The sequence below is a fragment of the Cupriavidus sp. DB3 genome, assembly GCF_020418465.1.
GTDB classification, from domain to species: Bacteria; Pseudomonadota; Gammaproteobacteria; order Burkholderiales; family Burkholderiaceae; genus Cupriavidus; species Cupriavidus cauae.
The window spans coordinates 366,534-386,855 of record NZ_JAIZPL010000005.1 but is presented as its reverse complement, the minus strand read 5'-3'; the positions used below and the strand labels follow the sequence as shown (position 1 = coordinate 386,855).

The 20,322-nt window shown below is 62.8% G+C and carries 20 protein-coding genes; 19 read left to right on the top strand and 1 reads right to left on the bottom strand.

Annotated elements, in window-relative coordinates; all coding sequences use genetic code 11:
- Nucleotides 1-41: 41 nt before the first annotated feature.
- From K7G19_RS18140 to K7G19_RS18115, 6 genes are all read left to right on the top strand, one after another.
- Nucleotides 42-614: a YqgE/AlgH family protein gene (locus K7G19_RS18140; protein WP_006575892.1), complete on the top strand. Its 573-nt coding sequence runs from the start codon at nucleotides 42-44 to the stop codon at nucleotides 612-614.
- Complete coding sequence (gene ruvX / locus K7G19_RS18135; RefSeq protein WP_223819794.1) at nucleotides 607-1,074, top strand: Holliday junction resolvase RuvX; 468 nt, start codon at nucleotides 607-609, stop codon at nucleotides 1,072-1,074. Before K7G19_RS18140 ends, ruvX begins: the two co-directional genes overlap by 8 nt.
- Nucleotides 1,071-1,646, top strand: coding sequence for a bifunctional pyr operon transcriptional regulator/uracil phosphoribosyltransferase PyrR (gene pyrR / locus K7G19_RS18130; protein ID WP_226108441.1), 576 nt, complete (start codon nucleotides 1,071-1,073; stop codon nucleotides 1,644-1,646). Before ruvX ends, pyrR begins: the two co-directional genes overlap by 4 nt.
- Nucleotides 1,647-1,767: 121 nt before the next feature.
- On the top strand, nucleotides 1,768-2,739 hold the full coding sequence (locus K7G19_RS18125) for an aspartate carbamoyltransferase catalytic subunit (protein WP_226108440.1): 972 nt from the start codon (nucleotides 1,768-1,770) through the stop codon (nucleotides 2,737-2,739).
- 97 nt (nucleotides 2,740-2,836) lie between these two features.
- A complete protein-coding gene (locus K7G19_RS18120) occupies nucleotides 2,837-4,147 on the top strand; it encodes a dihydroorotase (protein ID WP_157072054.1) in 1,311 nt (436 codons plus the stop codon).
- A 130-nt stretch (nucleotides 4,148-4,277) separates the two neighbouring features.
- A complete protein-coding gene (locus K7G19_RS18115) occupies nucleotides 4,278-5,084 on the top strand; it encodes a 1-acyl-sn-glycerol-3-phosphate acyltransferase (RefSeq protein ID WP_226108438.1) in 807 nt (268 codons plus the stop codon).
- A gap of 47 nt (nucleotides 5,085-5,131) precedes the next feature.
- Here the strand turns inward: K7G19_RS18115 and K7G19_RS18110 are convergent, their stop codons facing one another.
- A complete protein-coding gene (locus K7G19_RS18110) occupies nucleotides 5,132-5,980 on the bottom strand; it encodes a symmetrical bis(5'-nucleosyl)-tetraphosphatase (protein WP_226108436.1) in 849 nt (282 codons plus the stop codon).
- A 236-nt stretch (nucleotides 5,981-6,216) separates the two neighbouring features.
- Between K7G19_RS18110 and rfbB the strand changes: the two genes are divergently transcribed.
- The 13 genes from rfbB (at nucleotide 6,217) to K7G19_RS18045 (ending at nucleotide 20,321) form a co-directional block, all read left to right on the top strand.
- Nucleotides 6,217-7,281, top strand: coding sequence for a dTDP-glucose 4,6-dehydratase (gene rfbB / locus K7G19_RS18105; RefSeq protein ID WP_226108434.1), 1,065 nt, complete (start codon nucleotides 6,217-6,219; stop codon nucleotides 7,279-7,281).
- Nucleotides 7,271-8,188, top strand: a complete 918-nt coding sequence (rfbD, locus tag K7G19_RS18100; RefSeq protein WP_226108432.1) for a dTDP-4-dehydrorhamnose reductase — start codon at nucleotides 7,271-7,273, stop codon at nucleotides 8,186-8,188. The genes rfbB and rfbD overlap by 11 nt, the downstream gene beginning before the upstream one ends.
- An 11-nt stretch (nucleotides 8,189-8,199) precedes the next feature.
- A complete protein-coding gene (gene rfbA / locus K7G19_RS18095; RefSeq protein ID WP_226108637.1) occupies nucleotides 8,200-9,078 on the top strand; it encodes a glucose-1-phosphate thymidylyltransferase RfbA in 879 nt (292 codons plus the stop codon).
- Nucleotides 9,075-9,635 (top strand): dTDP-4-dehydrorhamnose 3,5-epimerase, encoded by a 561-nt coding sequence (gene rfbC, locus K7G19_RS18090; protein WP_226108430.1) that lies wholly within the window; start codon nucleotides 9,075-9,077, stop codon nucleotides 9,633-9,635. The genes rfbA and rfbC overlap by 4 nt, the downstream gene beginning before the upstream one ends.
- Before the next feature lie 89 nt (nucleotides 9,636-9,724).
- On the top strand, nucleotides 9,725-11,140 hold the full coding sequence (locus K7G19_RS18085; RefSeq protein WP_226108428.1) for a mannose-1-phosphate guanylyltransferase/mannose-6-phosphate isomerase: 1,416 nt from the start codon (nucleotides 9,725-9,727) through the stop codon (nucleotides 11,138-11,140).
- Nucleotides 11,127-11,963 carry an ABC transporter permease gene (locus tag K7G19_RS18080; protein ID WP_370639574.1) on the top strand — a complete coding sequence of 279 codons (837 nt, stop codon included), beginning with the start codon at nucleotides 11,127-11,129 and terminating at the stop codon, nucleotides 11,961-11,963. Before K7G19_RS18085 ends, K7G19_RS18080 begins: the two co-directional genes overlap by 14 nt.
- 4 nt (nucleotides 11,964-11,967) lie before the next feature.
- Nucleotides 11,968-12,741 carry an ABC transporter ATP-binding protein gene (locus tag K7G19_RS18075; protein WP_370639573.1) on the top strand — a complete coding sequence of 258 codons (774 nt, stop codon included), beginning with the start codon at nucleotides 11,968-11,970 and terminating at the stop codon, nucleotides 12,739-12,741.
- Nucleotides 12,742-12,866: 125 nt separating this feature from the next.
- Nucleotides 12,867-14,249, top strand: coding sequence for a phenylacetate--CoA ligase family protein (locus K7G19_RS18070; protein WP_226108426.1), 1,383 nt, complete (start codon nucleotides 12,867-12,869; stop codon nucleotides 14,247-14,249).
- Nucleotides 14,246-15,811, top strand: coding sequence for a polysaccharide deacetylase family protein (locus tag K7G19_RS18065; RefSeq protein ID WP_226108425.1), 1,566 nt, complete (start codon nucleotides 14,246-14,248; stop codon nucleotides 15,809-15,811). The genes K7G19_RS18070 and K7G19_RS18065 overlap by 4 nt, the downstream gene beginning before the upstream one ends.
- Nucleotides 15,808-16,923 carry a non-hydrolyzing UDP-N-acetylglucosamine 2-epimerase gene (gene wecB, locus K7G19_RS18060; protein WP_226108423.1) on the top strand — a complete coding sequence of 372 codons (1,116 nt, stop codon included), beginning with the start codon at nucleotides 15,808-15,810 and terminating at the stop codon, nucleotides 16,921-16,923. Before K7G19_RS18065 ends, wecB begins: the two co-directional genes overlap by 4 nt.
- A gap of 34 nt (nucleotides 16,924-16,957) precedes the next feature.
- Complete coding sequence (locus tag K7G19_RS18055; protein WP_226108422.1) at nucleotides 16,958-18,127, top strand: glycosyltransferase; 1,170 nt, start codon at nucleotides 16,958-16,960, stop codon at nucleotides 18,125-18,127.
- Nucleotides 18,128-18,198: 71 nt separating this feature from the next.
- Nucleotides 18,199-19,326: a glycosyltransferase gene (locus K7G19_RS18050; protein ID WP_226108631.1), complete on the top strand. Its 1,128-nt coding sequence runs from the start codon at nucleotides 18,199-18,201 to the stop codon at nucleotides 19,324-19,326.
- Nucleotides 19,323-20,321 carry an NAD-dependent epimerase/dehydratase family protein gene (locus tag K7G19_RS18045; RefSeq protein WP_226108421.1) on the top strand — a complete coding sequence of 333 codons (999 nt, stop codon included), beginning with the start codon at nucleotides 19,323-19,325 and terminating at the stop codon, nucleotides 20,319-20,321. The genes K7G19_RS18050 and K7G19_RS18045 overlap by 4 nt, the downstream gene beginning before the upstream one ends.
- Nucleotide 20,322: the final 1 nt, after the last annotated feature.

Genomic DNA, 20,322 nt, shown 5'->3' with positions numbered 1-20,322 from the left:
CTTTTCCGGAACATTGGCGCTGATTTGATAAAATGCAACGCATGGCGACGTCCGCAGCCCCCATCAATCTGACGAATCAATTCCTGATCGCCATGCCCGGCATGGCGGATCCGACTTTTACCGGCGCCGTCGTCTACATCTGCGAACACAACGAGCGTGGCGCGCTCGGCCTGGTGATCAACCGGCCGATCGACATCGACATGGCCACGTTGTTCGACAAGATCGATCTCAAGCTCGAAATCCAGCCCGTTGCGCAACAACCCGTCTATTTCGGCGGCCCGGTGCAGACCGAGCGCGGCTTCGTGCTGCACGACCCGGTCGGCGTCTATGTGTCGTCGCTGACGGTGCCCGGCGGCCTGGAGATGACCACCTCCAAGGATGTGCTCGAGGCCGTCGCCAACGGCAGCGGCCCGCATCGCTTCCTGCTGACGCTGGGCTATGCCGGCTGGGGCGCAGGCCAGCTGGAGGAAGAGCTGAGCCGCAACGGCTGGCTGACCGTGCAGGCCGACCCCGAGATCGTGTTCAGCGTGCCTCCCGAGGAACGCTTCGCCGCCGCCATTCGCCTTTTGGGCATCGACATCACCATGCTCTCCGGCGAGGCGGGGCATGCCTAGCGCGGACGCGGCCACGCCGCTCCACAAGCCGGCGCCGCAAGGCGCGCCCGTGTCTGCCGTGCCAACCGACGGCACCGTATTGGGTTTCGACTACGGCGAGCGCAAGATCGGCGTGGCGCTGGGCAACTTCATCACGCGCGAGGCGCGGCCGCTGACCATCCTGCCGAACATCACCGTCGAAGGGCGCTTCGAGGCCGTCGCCGCGCTGATTGCCGAGTGGGCGCCGGTGCATCTGGTGGTGGGCCTGCCGCTGACCCCGGAAGGCGGCGAACAGCCCGCGACCAAGCTGGCGCGTCGCTTCGGCAATCAGCTCAATGGCCGCTTCAATCTGCCGGTGACCTGGGTCGACGAGCGCTACAGCTCGCTGGAGGCCCAGGCCGCCGGCGCCAGGCCGGGGGCGCTCGATCACGAAGCCGCCCGCATCATCCTGCAACAGTATTTCGACCAACTCCCGCTATGATTTCCAACGTCACCCTCGACGCCGAGGCGCTCTACCGCGCGCTGCGCGACCACGTGCAAGGGATGCTGTCCGCGGCATCGGGCTCGGCCTCGGGCTCTGCCTCGGGCGGCGCGCCCTGGTCGATCGCCGGCATCTATTCGGGTGGCGCGTGGATCGCCGAGCGGCTGGCGGCCGATCTGCAGCTGCCGCATTATGGCGTGATCAATGTGGCCTTCCACCGCGACGATTACGCGAAGAAGGGCCTGCACAGCCAGGCGCAACCGAGCACGCTGCCGTTTTCCGTGCAGGACAGCCATGTGCTGCTGATCGACGATGTGCTGGCCACCGGCCGCACCATCCGCGCCGCGGTCAACGAACTGTTCGACTACGGCCGGCCCGCGCGCGTCGCGCTGGCCACGCTGGTCGATCGCGGCGGCCGCGAGCTGCCGATCGGGGCGGACTTCGTCGGCGAGCGGATCACGCTGCCGCGCGGCACGAACCTGGTGTTGTCGCGCGAAGGCGAGGGGGCCGGCATCCGTTTTTCCTTTGCCACCGAAACGCTGAACGGCAACCACGATTCCGCCGCCGGCTGACCGGCACGCATTACCGCAGTAGAGAACGAGCACACAAGCCCGAGCCAAGGCAAGCACCAGCACAAGTACCAGCACCCGCGCACCCGTACCGAGCCAAACCGCACCCGCCCACGCCTCACCCATGACCAAGACGTTCCGCAACCCGCAGCTCACCAGGAACGGCGAGCTCAAGCATCTGCTGTCCATCGAGGGGCTGTCGCGCGACATGATCACGCACATCCTCGACACGGCCAGCCAGTTCGTGTCGCTGTCGGACTCCGACCGCGACGTCAAGAAGGTGCCGCTGCTGCGCGGCAAGAGCGTGTTCAACCTGTTCTTCGAGAACTCCACGCGCACCCGCACCACCTTCGAGATCGCCGCCAAGCGGTTGTCCGCGGACGTGCTGAACCTGAACATCAATGCCTCGTCGACCAGCAAGGGCGAATCGCTGCTCGACACCATCAACAACCTGTCGGCGATGTCGGCCGACATGTTCGTGGTGCGGCATGCCAGCTCGGGCGCGCCCTACCTGATCGCCGAGCACGTCGCCCCGCACGTGCACGTGATCAACGCCGGCGACGGCCGCCATGCGCACCCGACGCAGGGCCTGCTGGACATGTACACGATCCGGCATTACAAGCAGGACTTCACCGGGCTGACCGTGGCGATCGTCGGCGACATCCTGCACTCGCGGGTGGCGCGCTCGGACATCCACGCGCTGACCACGCTCGGCGTGCCCGAGGTGCGCGCGATCGGTCCGCGCACGCTGCTGCCGTCGGGGCTGGAGCAGATGGGCGTGCGCGTCTTCCACAACATGGAAGAGGGGCTCAAGGGCGTCGACGTGATCATCATGCTGCGGCTGCAGAACGAGCGCATGAGCGGCGCGCTGCTGCCGTCGGCGCAGGAATACTTCAAGGCCTTCGGCCTGACGCCCGAACGTCTGGCCCTGGCCAAGCCCGACGCGATCGTGATGCACCCCGGGCCAATGAACCGCGGCGTCGAAATCGATTCGGCCGTGGCCGACGGTCCGCAGTCGGTGATCCTGAACCAGGTCACCTTCGGCATCGCGGTGCGGATGGCGGTGATGGGCATCGTCGCCGGCAACAACGACTGAATGACTGAAGCGCGATCCACCGGGCAATCGTCGGCCTCGTGACGGTCGCCAGGCACCAAAACAAGCCGCAATGGCAAGCGATAGCAAGCGACACGATATGAAGATCCACATCAAGGGTGGCCGCCTGATCGACCCGGCCGGCAATATCGATGCCCAGCAGGACCTGTTCCTGGCCGCCGGCAAGATCGTCGGCATCGGCAGCGCGCCGGCCGACTTCCAGGCCAACAAGACCATCGACGCCAGCGGACTGATCGTCTGCCCGGGCCTGGTCGACCTGTCGGCCCGGCTGCGCGAGCCGGGCTACGAATACAAGGCCACGCTCGAATCCGAAGTGGCCGCGGCCACCGCCGGCGGCGTCACCAGCCTGGTGTGCCCGCCCGATACCGACCCGGTGCTCGACGAGCCGGGCTTGGTCGAGATGCTGAAGTACCGCGCCCGCACGCTGAACCAGACCCATGTGTACCCGCTCGGTGCGCTGACGCTGGGGCTGAAGGGCGAGGTGCTGACCGAGATGTCGCAGCTGACCGAAGCCGGCTGCGTCGGCTTCTCGCAGGCCGAGGCGCCGATCCTCAACACCCAGGTGCTGCTGCGCGCGTTGCAGTACGCGCAGACCTTCGGCTTCACGGTCTGGCTGCGGCCCGAAGACCCGTACCTGGGCGGCGGCGTCGCGGCCAGCGGCGCGGTCGCGTCGCGGCTCGGGCTGTCGGGCGTCTCGGTGATCGCGGAGACCGTGCGGCTGCATACGATCTTCGAGCTGATGCGCTCCACCGGCGCGCGCGTCCACCTGTGCCGGCTGTCGTCGGCGGCGGGCCTGGAACTGGTGCGGCAGGCCAAGCGCGAGGGGCTGCCGGTCACCTGCGACGTCAACATCCACCACGTCGCGCTGACCGACATGGACATCGGCTATTTCAATTCGCAGATGCGCTTCTCGCCGCCGCTGCGCAGCGGGCGCGATCGCGACGCCATCGTCGCCGCCCTGGCCGACGGCACCATCGACGCGCTGTGCTCAGACCACACGCCGGTCGACGACGACGAGAAGTTGCTGCCATTCGCCGAAGCCACGCCGGGCGCGACCGGGCTCGAACTGCTGCTGCCGCTGACGCTGCGCTGGGCCGACGAACACAAGGTGCCGCTGGTCAAGGCGCTGGGCCGCATCACCAGCGAGCCGGCACGCGTGATCGGCCTGCCGGCCGGCCGGCTCGCGGTCGGCGGCGCGGCCGACGTCTGCCTGTTCGATCCGAATGCCGTGTGGAAGGTCGAGCGCCGCTCGCTGAAGAGCCAGGGCAAGAACTCGCCGTGGCTCGGCTACGAGATGCGCGGCCGGGTCACGGCCACGCTGGTCGGCGGCCAGCTGGTCTACGAGCTGGCCGGCCAGCCGCGCAACGGCGAGGCGGTGGCCGCCCGCTGATCCCGAGGCTCGGCGTCGGCCCTGGCAGACCGACACTTCCCTCGCCCGCTTGCGGGAGAGGGGCGGGGGAGAGGGCAGCAGCCCTTGACCCGCCGCCACGGTTCCGACGCCTGCTATTTCCATCGATCCCATGATCGCCCTGCGCAAGCTCGCCCTCTGCCTGCACCTGCTGCGCGGCCTGCTGACCTGCGCGGTCCTGTTCCCTTGGCTCGGCAAGACATCTCGCCAATGGCATATCCGCCGCTGGTCGCGCCGGCTGCTGCGCATCTGCGGCGTCGACATCGAACTGATCGGTGCCGTTCCGGCGACCGGGCGCGGCGCCATGATCGTCGCCAACCATATCTCCTGGCTCGATATCTTCGTGATGCACAGCTGGGAGCCGTCCCGCTTCGTCGCCAAGTCGGAGATCCGCGACTGGCCGCTGATCGGCTGGCTGTGCGAGCAGACCGGCACGCTGTTCATCGAACGCGGCCGCAAGCGCGACGCGCACCGCGTGCTGCACGACATCACCGACTGCATGCTGCAGGGCGATCGCGTCTGCGTGTTTGCGGAAGGCACCACCACCGATGGCGCCGACGTGCTGCCGTTCCACGCCAACCTGATGCAGGCGCCAATCTCTGCGGGCCTGCCAGTGCTGCCGGTGGCGCTGCGTTATTGCGACGCCGCCACCGGCGAGCGTACCGTCGCGCCGGCCTATATCGGCGACTTGACGCTGCTGCAGACGCTCGACGCGATCCTGCACTCGCCGCCAATCATCGCGCAGATCGCGTTCGGCCAGCCGCTTCAGGCGGACGACGGCGGGCGCCGTGCGCTGGCCGAGCATGCGCGCGAAGGCGTGGTCGCGTTGTGCCGGCAACTAGAGGGCGAGACGGCGGTGCCCGCCGGCGGACCGTCCGCCACCGCGGCGGCAACCACGGCCACCGGCAATCCGGTCTGATCGTCGGTGCGCCTGCACACCGACATCCCGTCGAGGGGATGACAAAATCAGCCTAAAGGATCACAATATTGCGGGCAATCGACCTGGATGACCTCGCGGTCGGCCGGCTCGGGTGCCAGGCGGGCTGCGGTCAGCCGGCCGCCCCAGACGCAGCCGGTATCCAGCGCCATCAGGTCGGGCCGCATCACCAGCCCCAACGTGGACCAGTGGCCGCAGACGATCGTGGTATCGCCGGTGCGGCGTGCCGGCACGTCGAACCAGGGCAGCAAGCCATCGGGCGCCTTGCCCAATCCCTCCTTGGTCTTGAAGTCCATCACCCCGTCGACGGTACAGAAGCGCAACCGGGTCAGCGCATTGATCACGACGCGATGCCGCTCGATGCCGCGCAGCCCCTCGTGCCAGCGGTTCGCTGCATTACCAAAAACATCCGCGAGAAATGCTTTCCAGTCCGATCCCTGTAGCTTCCGCTCGACTTCGCCGGCAAGCTCGAGCGTCTGCTCGACGGTCCATTGGGGCAGCACGCCGGCGTGGATCAGCAGGAAGCCGTTCTCATGGAGGGCCAGCGGCCGGTGGCGCAGCCAGTGCAGCAGCTCCTCCCGGTCCGGCGCCTGCAGGATGTCATTGAGCGTGTCAGACGAACCCGGATTGCGTACGCCGGCGGCGACGGCTAATAGATGGATATCGTGGTTGCCCAGCACCGACTCGGCCCGCTTGCCCATTGCCCGGACTCTCCGCAAGGTATCCAGCGACGCCGGCCCGCGGTTTACCAGATCCCCGACGAAGCGAAGTGGCGCATCGTCGGGGATTTTGGTGACAAGTTGTTCCAGGGAGGGACAGCAACCTTGCAGGTCGCCGACGGCGTAGGGGTAAGGGGCTGGCACCGAGGAATGGGGCATAGAGGTAAAAAAGAGAGCCGGAGGCGGCTTTTTGTCGATTGTAAAGAGGGGGGGCGTGAGCCGTTACAACAGGCTACAAAAAGATGACTGGCCCGGGTAATCCCGGGGGGGCGCTCGGATAGAATACCGCCACTTCTGAGAACACTGATGATCCTGCCGTCCCACCCACGGATCAAGGTGGGCGCCGGGCTATTGTCCCGTTTTCGAAACATATCGATTGTTAGGGAGAAAGGGGTTTGCCGCACATCCTAGTGACTGGCGGCGCTGGTTTCATTGGCGCCAATTTCGTTCTGAACTGGCTGGGCAATGCCGACGCAGACAGTGTCATCAATGTCGACAAGCTGACGTACGCCGGCAACCTGAAGACGCTCGCCTCGCTCGACGGCGACCCGCGCCACGTTTTCTCGCGCACCGACATCTGCGATCGCGCCGCGCTGGATCGGCTCTTGGCCGAATATCAGCCCCGCGCGGTCCTGCACTTCGCCGCCGAAAGCCACGTCGACCGCTCGATCCATGGCCCCGGCGAGTTCATCCAGACCAATATCGTCGGCACCTTCACGCTCCTCGAGGCCGTCCGCGCCTACTGGAACGAGCTCGACGACGCCCGCAAGGCCGCCTTCCGTTTCCTGCATGTGTCGACCGACGAGGTGTTCGGCTCGCTGGGCCCGAACGATCCGCCGTTCTCCGAGACGACGGCCTACGCGCCCAACAGCCCGTACTCGGCCTCGAAGGCCGGTTCCGACCATCTGGTCCGCGCCTACCACCACACCTACGGCCTGCCGGTCCTGACGACCAACTGCTCGAACAACTACGGGCCGTATCACTTCCCGGAAAAACTGATCCCGCTGATGATCGCCAACGCGCTGGGCGGCAAGCTGCTGCCCGTCTATGGCGATGGCCTGAACGTGCGCGACTGGCTGTACGTGGGCGACCACTGCTCCGCGATCCGCGAAGTGCTCGCGCGCGGCCGGCTCGGCGAGACCTACAACGTGGGCGGCTGGAACGAGAAGACCAATCTGGACGTGGTCCACACGCTGTGCGACCTGCTGGACGAACTCAAGCCCAAGGCTTCCGGCTCCTATCGCGACCAGATCACCTTCGTCAAGGATCGTCCCGGCCACGACCGGCGTTACGCGATCGACGCGCGCAAGCTCGAGCGCGAGCTGGGCTGGACGCCGGCGGAAACGTTTGAAACCGGGCTGCGCAAGACAGTGCAGTGGTATTTGGACAATCAGGCCTGGGTGCAGGACGTGATGTCCGGGGAATATCGGAATTGGGTGGCGAAGCAGTATGCAGCGTGAGCCGTCATCTATCCCAACGATTCTTGTGACCGGAAGCAACGGGCAGGTCGGATTTGAGTTGCGGCGCAGCCTGGCACCGCTGGGCCGTGTTGTTGCGCTGGACCGTAAAGGTTGCGACTTATCACGGCCGGATAAGGTGCGTCAGGTGGTGCGCGACGTACGCCCGGATGTCATCGTCAATGCCGCCGCCTATACCGCAGTGGACAAGGCCGAAAGCGAGCCCGAGCTTGCCTACACGATCAACGGCACCTCGGTAGGTGTGTTGGCCGAAGAGACCAAGGCAAGCGGTGCGCTGCTGGTGCACTACTCTACCGACTATGTGTTCGACGGACGCAAGGAGGGCTGGTATGAAGAATCCGATCCGGTCGATCCGCAATCTGTATATGGGAAAAGCAAGCTGGCCGGCGAGCAGGCCATTGCTCAGATTGGTGCTACGGCAGTGGTGCTGCGTACGTGCTGGGTGGCCGGTGCCCATGGCGGCAATTTTGCCAAGACGATGCTGCGGCTGGCGTCAGAACGGGATAGCTTGCGCGTGATTGCCGATCAGTTCGGTGCCCCGACGACGGCGTCGCTGATTGCCGATGTCACTGCGCACATTGTGGGCCGGCATTGGCTCAACGGCACGCGGGAAACGTTTCCAGGGGGTATCTACCATCTTGCCGCAGGCGGGGAGACGACTTGGCACGGTTATGCCTCTGAAGTGCTCTCCCAGGCTGAGTCGAAGGGCGTTGCGTTGAAAGCTCGCGCCGCCAATGTCGCCCCGATATCCACCAGCGAGTATCCGTTGCCGGCCCCGCGTCCGGCGAATTCGCGGCTGGACACAGGCAAGTTGCAACTGACCTTCGGCATTTACCTGCCGGAGTGGAAGCAGGGCATTGCGTTCCTGATTGACCAGCTTTATTCGTGATTGAAAACGATATGCGCAAGGGCATCATTCTGGCCGGTGGTTCAGGTACCCGGCTTTACCCAATTACTCGTTCGGTGTCGAAGCAGCTTTTGCCAGTCTACGACAAGCCGATGATTTACTACCCGTTGTCGACCCTGATGTTGTCCGGCATCAGAGACATCCTTATCATCTCCACGCCTGAGGACACACCGCGGTTCGTGGATATGCTGGGCGATGGAAGCAAATGGGGGATCAATTTGCAGTATGCTGTGCAGCCGTCACCGGACGGTTTGGCGCAGGCGTTCATCATCGGGCGCGACTTCATTGGAAATGCTCCTTCCACGCTGATCCTCGGTGACAATATTTTCCATGGTCATGATCTGGTCGGTCAGCTGAACCGGGCAGCAATCAAATCCGCCGGGGCGACGGTATTCGCCTATCACGTTCACGATCCCGAACGTTATGGCGTGGTCGAGTTCGATGAGAACTTCCACGCTCTTTCACTCGAAGAGAAGCCAGTTGAGCCACGTTCGAATTACGCCGTGACTGGCCTTTATTTCTATGACAACCAAGTCTGCGACATCGCAGCGGCAGTGCGACCGTCAGCTCGGGGAGAGCTAGAGATTACTGACGTCAACAAACATTACCTGTCGATGGGTCAGTTGGATGTCGAGATCATGGGGCGTGGCTACGCGTGGCTCGATACCGGTACTCATGATTCCTTGCTGGAAGCGGCTAGTTTTATCGCTACGCTTCAAAACAGGCAGGGCCTCATGGTAGCGTGTCCGGAAGAGATCGCATATCGAAGCCGCTGGATTGACGCAGAGCAGGTGGCAAGATTAGCCGATCCTCTCGCCAAAAATGGATACGGAAAATACTTAAAGCAAATTATTTCGGAGCCGATCAAATGAACGCTATCCGCACCGAAATTCCGGATGTGATTATCATCGAGCCGAAGGTGTTTGGCGATGACCGAGGCTTTTTTTTTGAAAGTTTCAACGCGCGGCAGTTTGCCGAGGCCGCTGGTATTCAACGCAACTTCGTTCAGGATAATCACTCACGGTCCGCTCGCAATGTTCTGCGCGGACTTCACTACCAGATCCAGCATCCGCAAGGCAAGCTGGTACGAGTCTGTTCGGGTGAAGTACTGGATGTAGCGGTCGATCTTCGGCGACGTTCGCCCACGTTTGGTAAGTGGGTTGGTGTCAGGCTGTCAGCCGACAATAAACGTCAGCTGTGGGTGCCGGAAGGGTTCGCCCATGGCTTTGTGGTCCTGTCTGAGTACGCCGAGTTTCTCTACAAGACAACAGATTACTGGTATCCAGAGCATGAACGTAGCCTGCTGTGGAATGACCCAGCGTTGGCTATTGATTGGCAAATCAATGGCGAGCCCAAGCTAGCAGCAAAGGATGCTATCGGCAAGACACTCTCAGAAGCCGAGACGTTCGATATGGGTGTCTCTGCTTAGCTCATACTGGGAAGTGCGGAACGCGCCGCGATGTGCACACTTACCGCGGTGATCCAAACTTCTCAAGACTCGAATCGAAAGGATTATTCGTGAGTCTGATACCAACTATCCTGTGCGGCGGTGCCGGCTCGCGGCTGTGGCCATTGTCTCGCGAGCTGCATCCGAAGCCGTTCATTCGCATGCAGGACGGCGAGAGCCTTCTGCAAAAAGCGTTTCTGCGTGCGGTGAATCTTCCGGGCGTGGACACGGTGCTTACTGTGACAAACCGGGAACTGCTGTTCAAGACTGCCGATGAGTACCGCGACGTTAACCGTACAAACTGCGCCACCTCATTTCTATTGGAGCCGTTTGGCCGCAATACGGCCGCTGCAGTGGCGGTGGCTGCTCAGCATGTAGCCAGCACGTACGGTCCCGACAAAATGATGCTAGTGCTTGCAGCGGACCATCTCATCGCGGACCAATCGGCTTTTGCCGATGCTGTCCAGAAAGCTGTAGCGCTGGCCGGAGAGGGCCGAATTGTTACTTTCGGCATTCGCCCGGAACGCCCGGAAACCGGCTACGGCTATATCGAGGCCGATGGCGATAGGGTGGTCCGCTACGTCGAGAAGCCGTCAGTTGAGCGGGCTGGCGAGTACGTCGCGAGCGGGCGCTTCCTTTGGAACTCGGGCATGTTCTGCTTCACCGCTGCCAGCATGCTCAGGGAAATGCGAGAGCATTGTCCGGATATTTTGGACGCCACCTCAGTTGTCCTGCAGCACTCTCGTGGGGCCAAGGGCGACGGCTGGACCCAGGTTTCGCTTGACCCTTCCTGCTTCGAATCCGTGCGGGAGGACTCTCTCGACTATGCCGTGATGGAGAAGTGCACCCGGGCCTCCGTGGTTGCATGCAGCCTCGGCTGGAGCGATATCGGTTCCTGGAAGGCGCTGGCCGAACTCAGTCCGGCCGACGCCGACGGCAATCGGGTCGACGGCGAGGCGCTGCTGGCGGATGTGACCAATTCGTACGTAATGAGCCGTGACCGGGTGGTCGGCGCGATCGGGGTGGAGAACCTCGTGATCGTTGACACACCGGATGCGTTGCTGGTCGCTCACCGTGATCGCACGCAGGATGTTAAGCAATTGTACGCGGCACTGAAAGACCGTGGCCATGAGGCCCACAGGGTTCACCGGACGGTCAAGCGTCCATGGGGCACGTACACGGTGCTTGAGGAAGGTCCGCGATTCAAAATCAAGCGCATCATTGTCTCCCCTGGTGCCAGCCTCAGTTTGCAGCTGCATCACCATCGAAGCGAGCATTGGATCGTCGTGAGCGGAACGGCGAAGGTCGTCAACGGCGAGCGCGAATTCTTCGTACGCACTGACGAGTCCACCTACATTCCGGCGGGCCATAAGCACCGCTTGGAGAATCCTGGTCTGGTCGACCTCGTGATGATCGAGGTCCAGAGCGGCGACTACCTCGGCGAGGACGACATTGTGCGCTTCGAAGACGCCTATGGGCGCGTTTGATATGGATATTGCGATTTCGGAACAACAACGGGCCGATCTGGGCCGTCACGCCGGCACGGATGATCTGCTGGTAGGCATTACATCGGCACGCATCTGGGGAACACTCGGATGGCACGACATCCGTCAGCGCTACAGGCGCTCGGTGATCGGCCCGTTCTGGTTCACGCTGAGCACCGCAATTATGGTGGTGGTGTTGGGAGCGCTGTACTCAACGCTACTGCATCAGCCGATTCACGACTATCTGCCGTATTTAGCAGTTGGCTTGGTGGTTTGGCAGTACATTGGCGCGGTAGCCAATGAGGGGTGTAATTCCTTTATCGGCTCGGCGTACCTCATCAAGCAAATTCGGATTCCATTGACGATCCATGTGTGTCGGATTGTCTGGCGAAATTTCGCCATTATGTTGCATAGCTTGCCCGTAGTGATGATTTCATTGCTGGTATTCGGCCACTATCCGAGCTGGGAGTATCTACTGGTACCAGTCGGTCTGCTGCTATTGCTATTGCATGGCGTGTGGGCGGGCGCTGCGCTGGGTGTCCTGTGCGCACGCTTTCGTGACATTCCGCCGATCGTCAACAACCTCGTTCAGGTGGTGTTCTTCTTTACCCCCGTGATGTGGTCGCCAGAGATCCTCAAGGATCGATCCTGGATTGCGGAGTACAACCCCTTGTATCACTTAATCGAAACCGTGCGCGCACCCATCACAGGCCGACCGTTGCAGTGGCAATCATGGGCATGGTCGCTTGGCCTATTAGTGGTTGGCTTTGCCGTCACCCACGTTTTAATGCGCCGCTACCGTGATCGCGTTCCCTATTGGCTTTGATATCGTGAGTTCCTACCTGATTGCGAATGAAATCTCGGTCGAGTTTCCGATCTATGAGAATTCGCACCGCTCGTTGAAGAAGGCGGTGCTGAATCTCACCACCGGTGGGCGTATCGGCCAAGACGCTGGCCGGCATGCCATCGTCACGGCGCTCGATCAACTCAGCTTCCGGATTGGAGATGGGGAGCGCGTTGGTCTGGTTGGCCACAACGGGTCCGGCAAGACGACGCTGTTGAGGACCTTATCTGGCGTCTATGCGCCGGTACGCGGCAAATTGGAAACGCGAGGCAAGATCGCGTCGCTGTTGGATGTCTCGATGGGACTGGACCCGGATGCGACTGGATTTGAGAACATTTACCTGCGAGGCATCATTGACGGTCTCAAGCCGGCGACCATCAGGAGCAAAATTGACGAGATCGCGGATTTCAGCGAGCTTGGCGAGTATCTGAACCTGCCGGTTCGTACGTACTCAAGCGGCATGATGCTCCGGCTTGCGTTTGCAATATCGACCAGCGTCGAAGCCGACATCCTTATCATGGACGAGTGGCTAAGCGTTGGTGACGCAGATTTCAACGCCAAGGCCGCCAAACGTTTGGAGCGGTTGATCGGCAACGCATCTATTTTGGTGCTCGCCTCGCATGATGCCCAACTGGTCGATCGCATCTGCACACGTCGGATCGTCATGGAGCATGGCCGAATCGTGTCGGACACGCCGGTGGAGCGTCCTGCGGCGCCGGTTGACACCGAGGTGGAGGCCAAGGTCGAAACGCACAGCTAACGACGTCGCGCCTGAGGGCGCTTGGCCGAGGTCTGCCGTTGACTGGCAGCGATCACCTGCCGTTATGTATCGTGTACGCGCATCCCGGTGCGCGGATAGCGAACGACCGCACCACAAGAATGTCTATGCGAGCCGATCACCCACTATTGCGCTGCGGCGCCACCTTGCTTGCGTACCAGCCGTTTCGGCTGATGCATGGGATCGCGGGGGGCTATGTCGCCTATCCCATTGCAGAGCGCGCTGAAAAGCGCAGTGTTTCACCGAAGGTTTCTGAATTGTGCGCCCATTATGCGTTGCCGATGGCCGAGCGTCGCCGCATCGCAATGGATCGGCTGACCGAGACCCTGCAGTTCGCCGGGACTGAGGTGCCCTACTATAGGGACCTGTTCCGCAGAATCGGTTTTGACCCGGTCAAGGTGCGAAATGATCCCCAACGGCTCGAGTCGCTGCCTTATCTCACTAAGGACATTATTCGAGAGCAGGGTGAGCGTCTGCTATCGCGGCCACTGGCCGAGACCCGCCACCACGTGTGCAAGACCGGTGGCTCGACGGGCTTGTCGTGCACTATTTTCTATGATCAGGAGGCAGCCGATTACTCCTCCGCGGTCACCTATTTCGCCCGCAGGCGTATCGGCAAGCCGAGGCATGGCTTCGAATTGCACTTCGCCTGCAAATTTCCCGGCCATACTGTGTCGCAGTGGCCGTCCCGCGAAGACTTCAAGTGCTTTGCGATGAATCGAAGCAACATCTTCTTCGACCGCATAGACGATGTCGGGCTGGAGGAGATGTGGCAAACGATCAAGCGTCGGAGGCCGTATCTCGTCCACGCGCATCCTTCGACGATTTACGCGCTCGCCTGTTATGTCGAACGCCGCTACGGCAGCGGGCACGCTTTCGAGGTTTTCGAGTCGAGCGGCGAACTGCTTGAGCCGCGTGCGCGCGAAGTGATTGGTCGCGTCCTCAAGTGCAGGGTGGTGGATCGCTATGGTTTGGCCGAGTTGGGTGTCATGGCTTATGAGTTGGGCGGAGGCGGTACCGGACTGCAGGTGATGGACTCCGAAGGATGGGCGGAGAGCCGTATGACGACCGACGGTGTGGACGGCACACACGAGCTTGTCTTTACCGGTTTTCGCAATCGCTTGATGCCGCTTATCCGCTATGCGACTGGCGACATGGCGCGAGTCGAAGTTCGTGAGGACGGTGTCTATCTAACCGATGTGGTCGGTCGTATCCACGATGTCGTGCCGATCAACGGCGTCGACCATCCCACTCATCACATACAGGACATGCTGGACCACCGCGTAGGGGGAATCCAGGAATTCCAGATCGACTTGCGCACCAGCCCCCCGACCCTGCGCATCGTACTCGAACCGTCGGCTGACCCCGAGGACACCCTAAAGAAGTTGCGAGGCTTCTGGGGCGACGCATTCACGGTCGCTTTTGTCGGCCATGACGATTTGATTCGGGTAGGCCGGCGGGCGAAGTTCCGCCATGTGGTGACGGGATGATTGGCGTTCTCTACCCCTACGTCGCGCAAACACCGGGCCGTCTGGTGCTGGCGGCACTCCGCCGGTCGGTGAGCCGTACGCAGGCCGTCCCGGTGGCCCGTGCCGCGCTGGCAGATGGCCCGTCGATGCTGTTGCTGGTCGAGGGGACGCATGCATGGAGCGCCGACTTGCTGGCTTGGTTGCATGCAGGTCGTCGCAAGCTGGTGATATTCGGGCAGATCCCCGAAGCCCTGCGTGGCGCTCTTGGATGGTCGCCGCGGCAATGGCCTGACGATCTGGCCGCGGCCAGCCGGAGCGAGGCCGCGCCAGCATACGGCTCCAGCGTCAGCCGTGCGACGGTGTCCTATGGACCAGCCGCTGCGTTGCTCGGCGGCAAGCCATGGCGGCGCCCCTTTGAGCGCTTCGATTTTGCCAACGAGTGGAACAACCTCGGCTACGGCTCGATTCGTTCCGACGATTCGCCGTGGTCGGTGGGTGTGGCGCTCGATGCCGGTTCAGCCGAACTCGCGGCGGTCGAAATCGATGGCACCCGCTGTGCTTCCTACGTAGCCTTGGCCGAGCTCGGCGGGAGTGCTATTTTGTGGGTCAATCGCCCGGTGGGCGTCATCGATTCGTTTGAGTGGCGACTGGTCGAGACTTTCTTCTCCAGCTACCGCGCCGATGAGCTGCCCTGCCAGCCGGTGCTACGCGAGATTCCCTGGGGTTACGATGCTGCCGTCACGTCGCGCCTTGATTGCGACGAGGATGTGGAGTCGGCTCGGCCATTGTGGCAGTCGTATCGCGAGATGGAGGTACCGTTCAGCCTCGCCGTGTTGGCCCGCCATTTGTCGGACACGAACCACCATGCGATCCTGCGCGATCTTGCCACGGACGGCGGGGCGCTGTTGTCCCATAGCGTCACGCACGCGCGCGACTGGGGCGGCGACTACGAGACGGCCCTGCAGGAGGCGGGGCACTCCGCTTCCGTGATCGGGGAGATTACGGGCCGGCCGGTGCGCTATGCCGTGTCCCCATTTCATCAGACGCCCCATTACGCACTGCAGGCGCTTGTCGATGCGGGGTACCGCGGCTGCGTGGGCGGCATTGCCTGCAACGATCCCGAATTCGTGTTGGCGCGTGGAGGCACCCTGGCCGGTTTGCCGGATGGTTTTGTCGGCCATAGCCAGCAATGCATGCTGCACGGTCACAGCTTGCTGTCGGACGGGGATCCGTTGCAGGTCTTTCGGGAAGCCTTCGACCTGGCCTTCGACGCAGCGACGCTGTTCGGCTATCTTGATCACCCATTCTCGGCCCGCTATGCGTATGGCTGGGCCAGCGAGGCGCAGCGCATCGCAGCGCATCGCGCGCTGATCGCGCATATCCGCGAGCGCGCCGCGCGTCCACTGTTCTTGAACGAGGAGACCGCCCTCGATTTCCTGCTGTTCAAGTCGCGTGCAACTGTACAAGAGGGTGCAGAGGGCTATCTGGTTTCACTGTCTGCCCCCCACTGTGGCGGCTTGAGCCTTTCGCTGGACTACAAGGGCGAATGCCTGCCCGTGACGGAAGGAGAGCGGTACCGATGAAAGTCATGGTGGTCATGGGTACGCGGCCGGAGGTCATCAAGTTGGCGCCGGTCGTCGGTGCGCTGCGGTCGGTAGCCGAAACCGTGGTCTGCTCGAGTGGCCAGCACCGCGAGATGCTTGAGCAAGCATTGTCTGTGTTTTGCATTGAGCCGGATATCCGCCTCGACGTCATGGTGCCCGGCCAGTCCTTGAATGCGCTCGCCGCAACGCTGCTTTCGGCGCTCGATCGTGCCATCGAACAGGCCAGACCGGATTGGGTCCTGGTGCAAGGCGATACCACTACCGCGTTCTGCGCAGGCATGGCCGCGTTTCATCGGGGCGTACCGGTGGGGCATGTGGAGGCGGGACTGCGTACCGGCAATCTGGCGAGTCCGTTCCCGGAGGAGGCGAACCGTAGCTTGCTCGCTCGGCTGACGACGCGGCATTTCGCGCCGACGCGGCGCGCGCGCGCGAATCTGCTTGGCGAAGGTATCGCCGAGAGTACGGTGGTGGTGACCGGCAATACCGTGGTGGATGCTATAGGCATGGTGAGGCAGAGCTGGAGCAGCACGCCGCCAGCATTGCCTGCGGAGGTCCACAGTAGCGAGGGCCATGTGTTGGTTACTTGCCATCGGCGCGAGAACTTCGGCGACGTGATGCACGGCATCTGCCGCGCGCTGCGTCGCCTCTGCGCGCGTTATCCGCACCGTCGGTGGCTATTCCCGGTCCACCCCAATCCGGCCGTGCGCGAGCCTGTTCGCCGTGAATTGCACGGCATCGAAAACCTTGTACTAATGGATCCAGTGGACTATGCAGGCAGCCTCTACTTGATCAGCCGCAGCGCGCTTGTCGTCAGCGATTCCGGCGGCATTCAAGAGGAGGCACCAACCTTTGGCGTACCGGTCGTGGTGATGCGCCACCATACCGAGCGCCGCGAGGGTCTCGACGCAGGCTTCGCGACCCTCGCGGGCCAGTCGCCCGACAAGATCGAGGCGGTAGTAGCAGGCTGGCTTGACGACCCCGACCGCTGCGGAGCCTTGCGTAACCGGGACAATCCTTACGGCGATGGCCGGGCCGCTGCGCGGATTGTGGCGAGCTTGCAAGGTCAGCCCATCGGAGACTTCGGTGGTTGAGGCAGTGAACTCGTCTAAACCGGGAGACTGTCTGATGTTTTCGACGGCAGATTGGGACGAGCCCTATTGGACCAACAAGCAACATACAGCGACCGTGTTGGCCGGCATGGGTTGGCGCGTGCTGTATGTGGAAAGCGTTGGACTACGCACGCCACGCATGGACAGCCGACGCGACTGGTCGCGGCTATGGCGGCGGCTATGGCGCGGCTTGCAATCGGTTCTCGTCGGTCCGCCGCAACGCGCGCCCGGGATCTGGGTTCTGTCGCCACTGATCGTTCCGGCTAAGCATCATTGGGCGATGGTTCGCTGGTTCAATCAGGCATTACTGCGTGCGACGATCACCCGCTTTGCCCGCCGCCATCGTTTTGCCGCACCCCTGGTGTGGACCTATCACCCATTTATGCTGGATGCCGTGGCTGACGTGGAACACGGCCCGCTCGTGTATCACTGTGTCGATGACATTGCAGCGGTGCCCGGTGTCGACGTGCGGGCGTTCCATGCTGCCGAGCGTGAGCTGCTTCGGCGCGGCGACACCGTCTTCGCCACCGCTACGGCCCTGAAGGAGCGCTGCGAGGCCGTCAACCCGAATACCCATTTCTTGCCTAACGTAGTGGATGCTGGGCATTTTGGCCGAGCGCTAGAGCCGGGGCGGGTTCCCGAAGATGTACGTGTTCTTTCGCGTCCGCGGTTGGTCTATCACGGCGTACTTTCCGACTTCAAGGTCGACTTCGCGCTGCTGCTGGAGGCAGCGCAGGCGCGGCCGGACTGGCAGTGGGTACTGATCGGAGAGGAGCGCGAGGGGCAGCGCAACGCGCAACTCGCGAAGCTTAGAGAGCTACCGAACGTCCATCTGCTCGGCTACCGCAGCTATGGTGAATTGCCCGATTACCTGCGGGCGATGGACGTCGGTCTGCTACCCACACTGCTGAACGACTATACGCGGTCGATGTTTCCGATGAAGTTTTTCGAGTACCTAGCCGCAGGGCTGCCAGTTGTCTCGACACCGTTGTCGTTCACTGAGCATCAAACTGAGGGTATCGAAGTGGGACTGGGTGCTACGCAGTTCGTCGTGGCGGTGGAGAAGCAGCTCGCTCGCGGTCGGCTGACCCGCGAGGAGGCGGCGAGATTTGTCGGCGACAATACGTGGACAGCCCGCACAGCCAAGATGCTGGCATGTGTCCGGTCAGGAGGAACAGCGGCATGATGCGAGCTGACCTTCCACGTCATGCCGGCACACCGTTCGCAATCACCGGCACCCCGACGGAGGTACGGCCGCTGCGTGTACTGCACGTATATCGCACCTATTTCCCTGATCCGCCCGGCGGGCTACAGGAGGCGATCCGGCAAACCGCGCAATCGTGCGGCGCTTACGGAATCGAGTCGCGCATCTTCACGTTGTCGCCGGACCCGACGCCCGCGGTACTGCAATTCCCGGAGGGAATGGTGGTGCGCAGCCGCTCATGGGCGGCTCCCGCATCGTGCGATCTGGGCGGGCCGGCTGCCCTGCTTCGTTATCGGCGGCTGGCGCGCTGGGCCGACGTGCTGCATTTCCATTTTCCGTGGCCGTTCGGTGACGTGTTGCGTCTGTTGGGATGTGTCTCCCGCCCGGCGGTGATGACTTACCACTCCGATATCGTCCGCCAGCGGTGGCTCGGCAAAGTCTATGGGCCGCTGATGCATCGCATGCTGAAGTCGATGTCGGCCGTGGTGGCGACGTCGCCTGCCTATGCGAGAACCAGTCCGGTTCTCGGGCAATTGCTTCCGCCGGAAAAGCTGCGCGTGATTCCGCTCGGTATTGCGGACTACGCCTCGAATCCGGGCGAAGGCACGGATGCCCGCACGTTGGCGCGACTGGGACTGTCCGGCCGCCCCTTTGTGCTTGCGCTGGGGGTGCTGCGGTACTACAAGGGTTTGCATACACTGATCGACGCTGCGTCGTCGATTGGTGCTGATATCGTGATTGCTGGCTCCGGACCCGAGGCGGAACGCTTACGAGCGCAGGCGGCCGCGCGCGGCGTCGCTAACGTGCACTTTGCCGGCCAGGTATCGGAGGAGGAGAAGAGGGTCCTGCTGCGCAGTTGCACGATTATGGTGCTGCCCTCGCAACTGCGTTCCGAGGCATTCGGGATGGTGCTGGTCGAAGCGGCGATGTTCAGCAAGCCGATGGTCTGCTGCGAGATTGGCTCCGGTACCTCGTATGTCAATCAGCACGGTGTGACGGGTTGGGTGGTCCCTCCCGAAACGCCGGCCGCACTGGCGGAGGCGGTCAATCGGCTCGTCGGTGACCCCGAGACGGCCGCGCGCATGGGCCAAGCGGCCCGTCTACGGTACGAACAGCTCTTTTCCAGCACGGCATTGGGACAGGCATACAGCGCGCTGTACCGCGAGGTTGTCGGCAGATGAATACGGTTCACCATATCTCCGCGAGGCGCGAAGCAGGCATGAATTGTCTGGTCACCGGAGCCACCGGATTTGTCGGCCGAGCGGTCGTGGAAGCCTTGCGGGCCGCTGGTGACACCGCCGTCCCGGTGGTGCGAGGGAAGGGCGAAAGGAGCAAGACAGATGTGTTATCGGTGGCCGTGGCGGACGACTTCGCCGACATTGTTCAGTGCTGGCCCGCCTCCGCTGTGTACGATTGCGTGATCCATCTGGCCGCCCGGGTCCACGTTACGCAGGAATCTTCCAGTGATCCCCTGCAGGCGTTCCGTGCCACCAATGTCGCCGGCACCCTGCGCGTCGCTCAAGCCGCCGCGCAGGTCGGCGTTCGCCGTTTCGTATATGTCAGCAGCATCAAGGCGGTTGACGCCATCGACCACGGCGCACCTCTGTCAGAAGCAGATACGCCGCGGCCGGTTGACCCATATGGCATTTCCAAGCTTGAGGCGGAACAGGCTTTGTTCGAATTGGGGCAGCGCACCGGAATGGCCATCGTTGTGGTCCGCCCTCCGTTGGTATATGGGCCCGGTGTGCGGGCCAATTTCCACGCCCTGATGCAAGCCGTAGCGCGGGGACTGCCACTGCCGCTTGGTTGCGCGGACGCGCCGCGTAGCATGATTGGCCTGAACAACCTCGTGTCAGCCATCCTAGCCTGCGCCCGCCATCCCGCAGCTGCGGGCAAGGTCTATCACGTTTGCGACGGCGAGGACGTATCTGTCGCCGAACTGGTTCGTTTGCTTGCCCGCGCGTTCGGTCGATCGCCACGGCTGGTGCCGGTCCCCGCTGCGGTGCTGCGCCTCGCGGCGCGCGCGACGAGCAAGCAAGATGCGATGAACCGTCTGTTCGAACCCCTGCGCGTGAATGGCAGCCGGATCGTTGATGAGCTGGACTGGCGTCCGCCACAAAGACTGTGGGCCGGCCTCCAGCAGACCGTGGACTGGTATCGAACGGAAGGAACATAGC